Annotated in this window: 15 protein-coding genes and 1 tRNA gene; 10 read left to right on the forward strand and 6 right to left on the reverse strand. The window is 62.8% G+C overall.

The genetic code is table 11. The features are described from left to right. Positions 1-14: 14 nt before the first annotated feature. Positions 15-251 carry a hypothetical protein gene (locus tag ACNFIC_RS00430; protein WP_138217273.1) on the forward strand — a complete coding sequence of 79 codons (237 nt, stop codon included), beginning with the start codon at positions 15-17 and terminating at the stop codon, positions 249-251. Positions 252-270: 19 nt separating this feature from the next. Beyond that, positions 271-1,023, forward strand: coding sequence for a TerC family protein (locus tag ACNFIC_RS00435; RefSeq protein ID WP_138217274.1), 753 nt, complete (start codon positions 271-273; stop codon positions 1,021-1,023). 86 nt (positions 1,024-1,109) lie between these two features. Here the strand turns inward: ACNFIC_RS00435 and ACNFIC_RS00440 are convergent, their stop codons facing one another. Next, the gene (locus tag ACNFIC_RS00440) at positions 1,110-1,262 is read right to left on the reverse strand and encodes a hypothetical protein (protein WP_171030877.1); all 153 of its coding nucleotides are present in this window, start codon (positions 1,260-1,262) and stop codon (positions 1,110-1,112) included. Positions 1,263-1,471: 209 nt separating this feature from the next. On the opposite strand from ACNFIC_RS00440, the gene ACNFIC_RS00445 reads away from it, so the two are divergent. Beyond that, on the forward strand, positions 1,472-2,158 hold the full coding sequence (locus ACNFIC_RS00445; RefSeq protein WP_416779234.1) for a peptidase C39 family protein: 687 nt from the start codon (positions 1,472-1,474) through the stop codon (positions 2,156-2,158). Between the two features lie 58 nt (positions 2,159-2,216). On the opposite strand, the gene ACNFIC_RS00450 is transcribed toward ACNFIC_RS00445, so the two are convergent. Beyond that, on the reverse strand, positions 2,217-3,500 hold the full coding sequence (locus ACNFIC_RS00450) for an NAD(P)/FAD-dependent oxidoreductase (protein ID WP_138217276.1): 1,284 nt from the start codon (positions 3,498-3,500) through the stop codon (positions 2,217-2,219). A gap of 203 nt (positions 3,501-3,703) precedes the next feature. On the opposite strand from ACNFIC_RS00450, the gene ACNFIC_RS00455 reads away from it, so the two are divergent. The 6 genes from ACNFIC_RS00455 (at position 3,704) to ACNFIC_RS00480 (ending at position 8,265) form a co-directional block, all read left to right on the forward strand. Continuing rightward, positions 3,704-3,780: transfer RNA gene (locus tag ACNFIC_RS00455), tRNA-Val, on the forward strand. A 425-nt stretch (positions 3,781-4,205) separates the two neighbouring features. Beyond that, on the forward strand, positions 4,206-5,108 hold the full coding sequence (locus ACNFIC_RS00460) for a DMT family transporter (RefSeq protein ID WP_138217277.1): 903 nt from the start codon (positions 4,206-4,208) through the stop codon (positions 5,106-5,108). Between the two features lie 273 nt (positions 5,109-5,381). Then, entirely contained in the window at positions 5,382-6,173 is a 792-nt protein-coding gene (locus ACNFIC_RS00465) for a hypothetical protein (RefSeq protein ID WP_138217278.1), read from the forward strand. Positions 6,174-6,333: 160 nt separating this feature from the next. Beyond that, on the forward strand, positions 6,334-7,062 hold the full coding sequence (locus ACNFIC_RS00470; protein ID WP_416779237.1) for a hypothetical protein: 729 nt from the start codon (positions 6,334-6,336) through the stop codon (positions 7,060-7,062). A gap of 79 nt (positions 7,063-7,141) precedes the next feature. Continuing rightward, entirely contained in the window at positions 7,142-7,924 is a 783-nt protein-coding gene (locus tag ACNFIC_RS00475; protein WP_416779239.1) for a hypothetical protein, read from the forward strand. A 116-nt stretch (positions 7,925-8,040) separates the two neighbouring features. Beyond that, positions 8,041-8,265, forward strand: a complete 225-nt coding sequence (locus ACNFIC_RS00480) for a hypothetical protein (protein WP_138217281.1) — start codon at positions 8,041-8,043, stop codon at positions 8,263-8,265. Between the two features lie 36 nt (positions 8,266-8,301). On the opposite strand, the gene ACNFIC_RS00485 is transcribed toward ACNFIC_RS00480, so the two are convergent. From ACNFIC_RS00485 to ACNFIC_RS00495, 3 genes are all read right to left on the reverse strand, one after another. Then, positions 8,302-9,831: an MDR family MFS transporter gene (locus ACNFIC_RS00485; protein WP_416779240.1), complete on the reverse strand. Its 1,530-nt coding sequence runs from the start codon at positions 9,829-9,831 to the stop codon at positions 8,302-8,304. Continuing rightward, entirely contained in the window at positions 9,818-10,471 is a 654-nt protein-coding gene (locus ACNFIC_RS00490; RefSeq protein ID WP_416779242.1) for a TetR/AcrR family transcriptional regulator, read from the reverse strand. The genes ACNFIC_RS00485 and ACNFIC_RS00490 overlap by 14 nt, the downstream gene beginning before the upstream one ends. 90 nt (positions 10,472-10,561) lie before the next feature. After that, positions 10,562-11,041 carry a cysteine hydrolase family protein gene (locus ACNFIC_RS00495; RefSeq protein WP_138217283.1) on the reverse strand — a complete coding sequence of 160 codons (480 nt, stop codon included), beginning with the start codon at positions 11,039-11,041 and terminating at the stop codon, positions 10,562-10,564. Between the two features lie 98 nt (positions 11,042-11,139). Here ACNFIC_RS00495 and ACNFIC_RS00500 point away from each other — a divergent pair, with 98 nt between their 5' ends. Then, complete coding sequence (locus ACNFIC_RS00500; protein WP_138217284.1) at positions 11,140-11,658, forward strand: AAA family ATPase; 519 nt, start codon at positions 11,140-11,142, stop codon at positions 11,656-11,658. A 118-nt stretch (positions 11,659-11,776) separates the two neighbouring features. Here ACNFIC_RS00500 and ACNFIC_RS00505 read toward each other — a convergent pair whose 3' ends face one another. Next, the gene (locus ACNFIC_RS00505) at positions 11,777-12,019 is read right to left on the reverse strand and encodes a hypothetical protein (protein ID WP_416779244.1); all 243 of its coding nucleotides are present in this window, start codon (positions 12,017-12,019) and stop codon (positions 11,777-11,779) included. Between the last annotated feature and the right edge of the window lie 118 nt (positions 12,020-12,137).

Here is a 12,137-nt window from a genome sequence, read left to right on the forward strand (position 1 = left end):
CCAACGAGGCCCCCATGCTACAACTCAAATCCATCGGCACGCCTTTGGTGCTGGCCCTGGCGCTGTTCGCCATGAGTGGCTGCGACCAGGCCGAGAAGTCCGCCCAGCAGATGCTCGACCAGGCGGCGCAGTCGGCCAAGCAGGCCATCGACCAGACTCACGAAGCGGCTCAGCAGGCGCTGAACGATGCCATCGGCAGCGACGGCAAGGCCAAGGCCGAAGACGACAAGAAAGACACCCAGGACATCTGACCGGAAGCAGGACTGAACCATGGAATATTTGCTGGAACTCGCCGCTAGCCCCACCGCCTGGGTCGCACTCGCCACCTTGGTGGCCATGGAAGTGGTGCTGGGTATCGACAACCTGATTTTCATCTCCATCCTTACCAACAAGCTGCCAGAGGCTTATCGTTCCAAGGCCCGCCGTATCGGTATCAGCATGGCCTTGATAATGCGCCTGGCACTGCTGAGCACCGTGGCCTGGATCGTGCAGTTGACCGAGCCGGTGATCGATGTGTTCGGTCATGCCTTCTCGTGGAAGGACATGATCCTCATCGCCGGTGGCCTGTTCCTGTTGTGGAAGGCGACCAAGGAGATCCACGAAAGCGTCGATCCGCATGGCGCCAAGGAAGAGTCCAAGGTGGGCAGCACCGTGACCATCGGCTTCACGGCGGCAATCTTCCAGATCCTGTTGCTGGACATCGTGTTCTCGATCGACAGCATCATCACCGCCGTGGGCATGACCGAACACCTGCCGATCATGATCATCGCTGTGATCAGTGCCGTGATCGTGATGCTGGTGGCCGCCGACCCGCTGGCCAAGTTCATCAACGACAACCCAACCGTGGTCATGTTGGCCCTGGGCTTCCTGATCATGATCGGTATGACCCTGATTGCCGAAGGCTTCGGCGCGCATGTACCGAAAGGCTACGTGTATGCGGCCATGGCATTCTCGACCGCTATCGAGGTGCTTAACATCATGGCGCGCCGTGCGCGGTTGAAGCGCGAAGCAGCCGAAGGTTGATCTGACGGTAGTCACAGCGGGGCAAGCGTGTTCTCACGGCTGCATGAAGCGTGGGGGCGGGCTTGCCCCGCTGTGCTGTGGCTCGCTCAGTGCGCCGTAGCGTGGCGCGGTGCGGCTTTGGGAGCAGGGCGGTGGGGCTGGGCATGCCGCCGTACGATACGCAGCACACCCCAGAGCATGGCGGTCGCGACACTCAACCACATGCCAACCAGCATCAGGATTGCCATCGTCAGGCTCATAGTGCCTCCTTCTTTTCGGCGAGCCAGGCTCGCGCTTCTGACACAGCTTTAGTCTAGCGTGCGGCCTGTGACGTTCCATTGACCGAAGGTCGAGTGCTTGGATCGTTTGGTCGCAAGTCTGCACCGGGCTATACCCGCGCGCCCTGGCGTCCTATCATCGGCGCCAGGGCCGGGCGTCGCCTGCCTGGCATCGGAACAAGCGAGTGTCCATGTTGCAACCATCGTCCAACTCCTGTGTCTTCGGTCCACGTCGCCTGCTGGCCGCCTGCCTGCTGGCTACCTTGTTGAGCGGCTGCGCCAGTGCGCCCGCGCCAGTGGTCAAGGGCCAGCCCCAGCGCACCGAACTCAGCAGCGTGCCGTTCTACCGCGGCAATGCCAACCACAGTGGCGCCATGGCCCTGGCCGCCGTGCTATCGCAGCAGGGCGCACCGATCACGCCGGGTCTGCTCGACCAGTCCTTGGGGCTGCCTCAGGCTGTCGACTCACTGGACACCGCGATTCCCCGTGTAGCCCGCCAGTTCGGCAAGGTGGTGTACCCGCTGGACAAGCAGTTGGACGCGCTGTTTACCCAGGTGGCGGCAGGCTACCCGGTGCTGGTGCGCTACCAGGAAGGTTCGATCTTGTGGAGCGAGCCGCGTTATGCGGTGCTGATCGGTTACGACCGCTACAAGAAGCGCGTGTTGTTGCGCAGCGGCATGCACCGGCGCCAGTTGATGGGGTTCGGTGACTTTGCCTCGGCGTGGGCGAAGGAGGGGAGCTGGGCGGTGCTGGTGCAGTCGCCGCGCCAATTGCCTGCCCAGGTGGATCGCCAGCGCTGGTTGATGGCGGCCGACGAGCTTTTCCGTTCAGGGCAGGAGATTGCCGCCAAGCAGGCGGTCAACAGCCTGGGGCCGTGATTGCGGCAAAAGACTCGGGCTGCTAAGCGGCCCGAGTCAACTCTGCCGGATGGGCCTTTTAGAAGCCCAGGCGGTCACGCAGGCTGTAGTACCAGGCGCCGATGGCGCTGAATGGCACGCGCAGCAGTTGCCCGCCCGGGAAGGGGTAGTGCGGCAGGCCGGCGAAGGCATCGAAACGTTCTGCCTGGCCACGCAGGGCTTCGGCCAGGACCTTGCCCGCCAGGTGGGTGTAGGTCACGCCGTGACCTGAGCAGCCTTGCGAGTAGTAGATGTTGTCGCCAATGCGGCCAACCTGCGGCAGGCGCGACAAGGTCAGCAGGAAGTTGCCGGTCCAGGCATAGTCGATTTTCACGTCCTTGAGCTGCGGGAATGCCTTGAGCATCTTCGGGCGGATGATCGCTTCGATGTTGGCCGGATCACGCGCACCGTACACCACGCCGCCGCCGAAGATCAGGCGTTTGTCACCGGTCAGGCGGTAGTAGTCGAGTAGGTAGTTGCAGTCCTCTACGCAGTAGTCCTGTGGCAACAGGCTGCGCGCCAGTTCCTCGCCCAGCGGCTCGGTGGTGATCACCTGGGTGCCGCAGGGCATGGACTTGGCGGCCAGCTCAGGCACCAGGTTGCCGAGGTACGCGTTGCCGGCGACGATGATGAACTTGGCGCGAACCTTGCCCTGAGGGGTGTGTACCACCGGATTGGCGCCCCGCTCGATGCGAACGGCCGGGGTCTGTTCATAGATGATGCCGCCCAGCGACTCCACCGCTGCCGCCTCGCCCAGGGCCAGGTTGAGCGGATGGATGTGGCCGCCGCTCATGTCGAGCATGCCACCGACATAGGTGTCGCAGGCCACCACTTCACGAATGCGTTTCTGGTCCATCAATTCCAGCTGAGTGTGGCCGAAGCGCTCCCACAGGCGCTTTTGCGATTCCAGATGGCCCATCTGCTTGCTGGTCAGCGCGGCGAACACGCCACCGTCTTTCAGGTCGCACTGGATGTCGTACTTGGCCACGCGCTCACGAATGATGCGGCCACCTTCGAAGGCCATCTGGCCCAGCAGTTGAGCCTGCTTGGGGCCGACAGTGCGCTCGATGACGTCGATGTCACGGCTGTAGCTGTTGACGATTTGCCCGCCGTTGCGGCCCGAGGCGCCGAAGCCGACCTTGGCGGCTTCGACGATGCTCACCTTGAAGCCGTTCTCCAGCAGGAACAGGGCGCTGGACAGGCCGGTGTAGCCGGCACCGATGATGCACACATCGGTTTCCACCTCACCCTGCAGCGCCGGACGTGGCGGCACCGGGTTGGCCGAGGCGGCGTAGTAGGACTGGGGGTAGGGGGTGTTAGCCATGCTCGAGAAACCTCGTGTTTTATATTTTTAACGAATGTACCGATGCTATCAATAATAATAAACACCCGCTAGTCGTCCGGTGAAAATCCTTTACGCCTCGGTTGCCGTCTATATTCCGCTAAATATTTTTTAGATTCAGTAGCTTAGCTTCAAAAAAAATGTTGACAGGGATTTCTCTATCTGTAGAATGCGCCCCACACGACAGGCACATAGCTCAGTTGGTTAGAGCACCACCTTGACATGGTGGGGGTCGTTGGTTCGAGTCCAATTGTGCCTACCAAACATCAGAAAGGGCGATCCGCAAGGGTCGCCCTTTTTGCATTCGGCGTTTTGCACCGTGCCGCGTGGGATCACTCAGGCAGGCGGGCTATGCCGCTATCGCCTCTTCCTCCTACGAAGTTTGCCGCGCCTTTACCCTGACTGTCGTGTCCTGCCATTGCAGACGTCGCAAACAGACAAGCGCATGTCTTCGGCAATCTGCTCGCTCTGCTCGCGAATCCGAATAATTGATTCATCGGTCAACCCTGCGCCAAGGGCCTCCGACGCGACACTTACGAGTAAGCAGCCTCGTCTCACAATTCCAACGCTGCGGCGCCCCGTGCTCCGGTCAACCGGCACGCACACATAACTACAAAGCCCAAATACCAACAGCACGCACCTGGCCGCCAACGGCGTGATTGCGCGCTTTTGTGAGACTTGACTGCCATGATCGCTACCTCCATCACTGCCGCCGATTCGTCGGGCGGCCACCGTAACGCATTGCTCGCTGCCCACATCGCCGCGGTATTGTTCGGCTTGACCGGCATCCTCGGTCACCTGATCGAAGCCGACGCCAGCCTGATCACTTTTGGTCGCGCCACCTTTGCCTTCATCGCCCTGGGGTTCGTCGCCGGCCTCAAGGGCACCCGTCTGCTCGATGCGTTGAAGTGGCGCAATATCCCGGTGCTGGCCCTGACCGGTGGCCTGCTGGCCGCCCATTGGCTGACCTTCTTCGTCGCCGTCAAGGTCGGCGGTGTGGCCGTGGCCACCCTGGGCTTCGCCAGCTTCCCGGCGTTCATCGCACTGATTGACCTGAGCGTGTTCCGCGAACGCATCGGTGTCGTCGAGTCCGCGCTGCTGCTCATGGTCACGACCGGTTTGGTGCTGGTGGTGCCATCGTTCGACCTGCTCGACAGTGGCACCGTAGGCCTGTTGTGGGGATTGGCCTCAGGCCTGTCGTTCGCGCTGCTGGCAGTGGCCAACCGCCGTCGCCCGGCAGGTATGAATGCCATGCAGGTGTCGTTCTGGCAAAACGTGGTGGTGGCTGTGGTGGTTGCACCCCTTGCCTTCAGTCATCTGGGTAGCACCAGCCTGGGTGCGCCTGACTGGGTCAACCTGGCATTGCTGGGGGTGTTTTGCACCGGGCTTTCCCAGTTTCTCTTCGTCAAAAGCCTCGAAGGCCTGGAGGCGCGCACCGCAGGCATGATCATCGCCCTGGAGCCGGTCTACGCCATCGCCTGCGCGGCGTTGCTGTTCGACGAGCAGCCTTCGTTGCGCATGGCTGCGGGTGCTGCGTTGATCGTGCTGGCTACTGTGTGTTGCGCCTGGCGCAAGGCCCCGACGCATTGACGCTGGCTCTGGCTTGAGCCTACCCAACGCGGGCTGGGTCGGTGGAGCCTGATGGGCGGTCTTTCCCGTCTTGTGCAAGGGTCCACAGGGGCTACGGTAACGTTACTCCTTGGCGCTTACCCTGGGTTGTAAACTATGGCCAAGCGCCAGTGCGCTCACCCGAGGCAACGGGAGACGCTGTGTGGCTGTCGCCGAGCTACTCAGGATGCAGCGCGTTCAGTCACACGGCATGCGCAGCGTTTTCCCAGTAAGGACGCAGAGGAAATTCATGCCATGGCTGATGCACAAATGCAGTGTGTTGGGCGCGACCGTATTGCGGTCGAAGAAGTCAAAGCCGCCAAGGATGCGCTGCTGGCCAGCGTAGCGTTTTGTAAGTCACCGCGCATGAGTCGGTTGCTTGATTACTTGGTCGAACAGGCGATCGCCGATTGCCCGCGAGACACCAGCGAGTACGCCATTGGCATTGCTGTATTTGATCGTGACCCCCGTTGCTACAGCCCAGGCGAGGACCCGGTGGTAAGGGTCCAGGTGGGGCGCTTGCGAACCAAACTCAAGAGTTACTACTGCGCCGCAGGGCGTCTGGCCAGCATCGAAATCGAGGTGCCGCTAGGTTGTTACATGCCACAGTTTCGCCGTCGAGTGGCTACAAGTTGTACATCGGTGCCCGCCAGCGCGTTTTCCATCTGCCCCTTCAAATGCGTCTCTCAGTTCGGTCAGTGGGAGCATTTCGCCCTCGGCCTGCATGAGGAGTTGACCCATCTGCTGTACAAGAATCTTGGCCGACGAATCATCCTGGAGCCCTCGGGCGAGCGTGAGCCCCGGCGGCAGGCGGACGACAGCCTCGGCCATCGCCTGGAAGGCAGTGTACATGTCGATGCCGAGCGCATCCGTGCTTCGGTACGGCTGATCGAGGTACAGACCGGCTGCGTGGCTTGGTCGGAGCAGTTCGACGGCGCCGCCTATATGGCCATCACCTATCAGGAGGCCATGGCCTCGTCTATCTGCAGCGCACTGCAGAATTTTCTGGATACGCCCCATGAAGGCAGGCCTTGCCTGCGGCTGTAAGCGTTACGGTAACGATACTTAATCGTTGGGTGCTGCATGGCTAGAGTGGCAATCGAGCCATCGGCAAGGGCCAGGGAGTGGGGAGGGCCGTCCGGTGGTTGCGTCGTCAGTCGGTTTCGGCTGGCTAACCCAAACGTGTTAAGGATCGACAGGTGACACAATGACTACGTTCTCGATGGAATTCGACTTCACCTCGGCCGCCGATATGGCCGTGCTCTCACAGTTGCAGCAACAGGGCTATAACCTGTTGGGCTACAAAGGGGCTGTGGGGCCCAACCAGTTGACCAGCGGTGTGCCAACCTGGTTCTCGGTGCCGTTCGGCAACATGTTCGGCTTGGTGGACATCGACTATCAGCCGCTATACAAACTGTACATCACCACCCAGGCCAACATCGCTGCCAACACCACGATTCAGATGCAGAGCATCTCCAGTGCGGTGCCGCTGGGCAGCGCACAGACGTTCAATGCCGATGGCAGCTTCGTTTCCGGCGGCGTTGGCAATGTTCCAGCCGACAGTTTGGGCCTTTACAACAATCGTCCTGCCGGCACGCCGCCGCTGACCGTTGGCCTGGCAGGTCTTGTCAATACGCCTCAAGGCGCCCAGTACCTGCCGTTCTGTGCGTTCACGCTCAATCCGCAGGGGTCGATCGTCATGAAGCCGCTGGACACCATTCTGCTGGTGGCTGCCCAGCAGAACCTGCAGTCGGGTAACGTGCAAGCCAATGTGGCGGCGCCTGGCTGCACTTTCTCGTTCTCGGCCAGCACCATCGAGTACGATCTGCAGATCCTGCCCAGCACCTACGCCATCACTAACCGGCCTGGCACGGCACCGGTCAGTCCAGTGAGTTCTGGCTCGAGCATCGGCGTGATCATCAACTCCGCCGGTTGAGCACCAACCTTGAAGAAATGAACACCCACATGCGCTGGGCGCATGTGGGTGTTTTCCGTTTGCGCAGGAGGTTTAGCGGATGACTTATGTCCGATGGACTGCCGCTCTGCTGGCCTGGGTGGTGCTGAGCGTGCAGGCTGTGCTGGCGGCGCCGTTGCAGATGACCTTGTACCTTGACAATGGGGCCAGGCAGTTCCTCTACGAAGCCAACCAGCAGATCCTGATCGTGCTGCCGGTGCCGGCATCGCAGGACAATGCCGTGGTGGTGGCGATGGCGCTGGATCCTCCGTTAGCCGACAGCACCACGCTGCTGTTCGAGCTGGATGCCGAGCTTTACGTGGCCAATGGCCGGGTGGTACCCCTGGGCGTCATTGCGATTGGCTTGGCGCAGCAGGTGGCGGCTGGGCAGATCTACAGCTTCAACGGTCAACGCATCAATGGCGATGGCGATGGGTTCGAGGGACATGTCTGCGTGTACTTCGACGCGTCACGCAACGCGTTGCCGGTGACGGTCGGCATGGCGGGGTATATCTACGATCGCGCGCAAGGCAAGCCGACACAGCCGTCGCCGACCAACTTTTTTATTCTGCAAATGTTCCAGACCCAGATCATCGCCCGCACGACAGCGCAGGTCTGGGTGCTGGTGGGCAGTGGAATCAGTGCCGGCAGTGTGCTGCCGAAGTCGATCCTCAGGCCCGTAGTGCCAACCGCAGACAGTGCCGGGGACGCGTTGGCGGCATCCTCGAACCTGCAGCTTGGGCGCTATCGCGAGGTGATGCTGGGTGGCTCCAACAGGACCAGCCTGCATTACGATCCTGCAATCAGCGCCTTCAGCGAAGGGCCATACCCCGCTGATCGTTGAGGCCTTGGCGAGGTTACGGTAACGACACTTACACCCTGGCTGCTACACGCTCACTCTAACCCCCGCAAGCGCTTGGTGCGTTTGCTTCAATTGAGCTGAACAGGAAGGAATCCGATATGACCCAAGTCTACAGCGCTTCACTCGATACCGTGGTTGCCAACGGTGACCCCTATGTTAAAACCGGGCAGTTCCTGTACGACGTCCCGAACTGCCTACCCCTGAATGGGCCTCAGGTTGGCGAGCGCTATATGTTGATACAAAATGGCAAGCCGCAAATTTCGGTGATCTGTACCGCGCAAGGTATGCCGGGCATCCAGACGGCAAGCTTCCGGGAAGTCTGACGTGCCTGCCAGCCCCAGGCGCGCGCCTGGGGCTCTTCAGCGCGACCCCTTGCGCAATGGCACTTCGCGCAGCAGCCAGCTCAGGGCGAAGGCCAGGCACGTCACGGCGCAGGCGCTCAGGAAAACCCCGTGCATCGCCTCGGCGAAGGCTTGCAGGTAAGCCTGCTGCTGGGGCGCGGCCAGGGCGTGCACCTGGGACGGTGACAGGCTGGCGGGTACGCTGCCGGCAGGCAAGCTGTCTGCCAGGCGCGTGAGCAGCGTGTGCGAGAACAGCGCACCGAACACCGATACCCCGATGGTCCCGCCAATGGTGCGCAGCAGCGTCGCCCCTGAGGTGGCTACGCCCATGTGGCGTGGCTCGACACTGTTCTGCACCGCCAGCACCAGCACCTGCATGACCATGCCCAGGCCCGCGCCGAGCAGGCCCATGTACAGGTTCATGACCACGCTCGGGGTGTCCAGGTCGAGGCGGCTGAGCAGGGCCAGGGCGACGGCTTGTAGCAGGGTGCCCAGGATCGGGAACACGCGGTAGCGGCCCCAGCGGCTGATCAGCCTCCCGGAGATCGTCGACACCACCAGCAATCCGCCCATCAACGGCAGCATCTGTAGCCCAGCGCTGGTTGGCGTGGCGTTTTTCACCACTTGCAGGTACAGCGGCAGGAAGGTCACCGCGCCGAACAGCGACACGCCGACGATGAAGCCGATCAGCCCAGCCAGCACGAAAGTGCGGTGGCGAAACAGGTGCAGTGGCATGATCGGCTCTAGGGCGCGACGCTGCTCGTAGATGAAGCCCGCCAGCCCGATCAGGCAGAGCAGCGCCAGGCACAGTACATCCAACGAGGCCCAGGGCAGCAGGTTGCCGCCAAGGCTGATCAGCAACACCACGCAAGACAGGGTCAGGGTGAGGAAGAGCGCCCCGAAGTAGTCGATCGCATGCTTGACCCGCGCCACGTGCGGGCGAAACACGCTGCCGATCACCAGCAGCGCCAGCAGCCCCAAAGGCAGGTTGATGTAGAAGATCCAGCGCCACGACAGGTGTTCCACCAGAAACCCACCGATCAACGGGCCGATCACCGTGGCCAGGCCGAACACGCCGCCGAACAGGCCCTGATAGCGGCCCCGCTCGGCCGGCGGGATGACATCGCCCACCGCCGCCATCGCCACCACCATCAGGCCGCCGCCGCCCAGCCCTTGAAGGGCGCGCAGCAGCACCAGCTCGGTCATGTTCTGGGCCATGCCGCACAGCACCGAGCCGGCCAGGAACAACACGATGGCCACCTGCAATACGCGCTTGCGGCCGTACAGGTCGCCGAACTTGCCATACAGCGGCACCACCACGGTGGACGCCAGCAGGTACGCGGTGACCACCCACGACAGCCAGCGCAGGCCGCCCAGGTCGCTGACGATGGTCGGCAGGGCGGTGGAGACGATGGTCTGGTCGAGGGCGGCGAGGAACATCACCAGCAGCAAGGCGCTGAGCAGCAGCGGGATCGGTGGGTGCGCATCGTGCTCTACGGGGGTAGCGGTGGTATTGGGCATGGGCTGGCCTGTATCAGTGTCGGGCATGATGGCGACCCGCGTCCTGTAGGCCGGCGAGGGCGAAACGGTGCAGTTGCTCGCACACCTGCGCATGGGGCATGCCGAGGATCTGTTGCACGGCGCCGCCACCGCCACGCGGGCCGATCAGCAGCATCGCCCAGGGCGCCGTGACGCAGAGGATGCAGCGGATCAATGCCGGATCGTCGGCGGGAATGCCGCTGATTTCGCTGAACAGCCCCTTGAGCAGGGCCAGCTTCTGTGGCGCCGCGCCTTGCAGAGGCGCCTGGCCCTGGCTGCTGGGCGTCAGCAGTTCTGCGGCAAGCACCCGCAGGTGCCAGCCTTCGCGGCCACTGGCAGCCTTGTGCAGGACCTGTTCGATCAGCGTGCGCAGCCTGTCGCTGGCAGGCTGTGGCGCCTGGACGATGCGCTGCAGGTGGGTGATGTCGAGAAAGCGTCGGCGTGCCTCGTCCAGCACCGCCAGGTACAGGCCGTTGCGGCTGCCGAAGTGGTAGTTGATCGAGGCCAGGTCGACCTCGGCCAGGGCGGCCACGGCCTTGTTGCTGGACGCGGCGAAACCGTGGGCGGCAAACAGCTCGCCGGCGGCGTCGAGGATGCGCTTGCGGGTGGCTTCGCCATCCTTGCGCGGTTCGCGGGTAGGGGTGGGCATGCGCGGTCTACGTGGCAGTGGATCGTGCAGACGAGGGTGTGTTGGAGTTAGTCTAAATTCAATTTAAATTTAATTAATATTTCGCCTGGCTCATCCATCCAGCTCGGCCAGCACCTGCGCGGCGGTCGTGACCTGGCCGAAGTGGTGCTGCCACAGCGTGATACCCAGTTGCCCTGAGCGGTCCAGCGACGAGCCTTGGGTCAGGTCGGTGACCAGTGTCGGGGCCAAGCCTGCATCGAACAGCGCAAACCCTGCGGCCAGTACGCAGGTTTCGGTCTGCAACCCGCACACCAGCACACGTTCGACGCCCAGGTCCTTGAGGTAGGCCAGGGCCTCGGCGGTTTGCCCGTAGCCATGCTTGACGAACACTTTGTCGGCCTCCACCAGCACGCTATCGTCACCGGCCGGGTGCCAGCCGAGCTGGCGCTGGAAGGGCGTGACCGACTCGTCGTGCAGCTCCAGGGAGGCGACGGTGGGGATTTTCGCCGACAGCACGCGGATGCCATCTACCAGCTTTTCCGAGGGGCTGAAGGTGGATTGCACGTCGACGATGAGCAGGGCTTGGCGCATGGTGGGCGGGTCCAGAGGCAAAGGGCGCGAGTATACCGGTGGCAGTGCCATGCCGGTGCGGCTAGAATCGCCGGCTTTTTTGCCGCGAGGGAGCGCACATGCAGCGGATCGTGATTTTGGGCAACGCAGGCGCCGGCAAGTCGACGCTGGCCCGGGCCATTGGCGCGCGGTTGGGGTTGTCGGTGGTGCATCTGGATCGTTTGTTCTGGTCGCCCGGCTGGGTAGAGCCAGATGCTGATACGTTTCGCGAGCAAGTGCGCGAAGCAGTGGCGGGGCAGACCTGGGTGTGCGAGGGCAATTATGCCCGGCGTACCTTCGACCTGCGCTTGCCACGCGCCGACCTGGTGATCTGGTTGGACATGCCACGTTGGCTTTGCATGCAGCGGGTGCTGCTGCGCTCGCTGCTCGACCGGCCGCGCGCGGATCGCCCGGACGGCTGCCGGGAGCACTTGGACCGGGCGTTTCTGACGTTTCTCACGTTCGTCTGGACCTTCGATAAGGCCTATCGCCCGGGCATCGAGGCGGTACGTGAGGCCGTGGGGCCGCAGGTGCCGGTGGTGCGCCTGCACGACCGGCGAGCGGTTGGGCGGTTTCTTGACAGCCTGGGGCGTGAATAGGCGTGCTCGGCGCGGTGCGGGTCTATGGTGGAAACCTGCATTGGCCTGCACACGCCACTGCGGCTCAAGGTCCACGGTCTAAGAGCGCTTGGCCTGTCAGAGGGTCTGAGGCGGCGCCTCAGCTGCGCACGTCCAGGTTGGCGGGTTGGACCTGGGTCAGGGCCTGCTCGCTGTCGGCGCGCAGCACGGCCAGCCTGCGCTGCTCGTACTCTTCCAGGCTCAAGCCTTGGCGTTGCAGGGCTTCAAGCTGCAACTGGCGTTTTTCCTCGGCGGTATAAGGGCGCAGTTCGGGGTGATTGGCGCAGCCGCTGAATACCACGAGGGCGAGGGCAGCGAGCAGCAGGCGGGCGGTGGTATTCATCGGGCGCTTTCCATGATCGGTGAGTCGATGTGGAAAGGTTATGGCGTGCTCCGCGCGCTGAGAAATTGCCACGCTCGATAGTGACTATCGAGGTTGCCGGGGCACGCCCCGGCAGGCC

Origin of the sequence: Pseudomonas sp. NY15463, assembly GCF_048068415.1 — a bacterium.
In the GTDB taxonomy this organism is placed as follows: Bacteria; Pseudomonadota; Gammaproteobacteria; order Pseudomonadales; family Pseudomonadaceae; genus Aquipseudomonas; species Aquipseudomonas mosselii_C.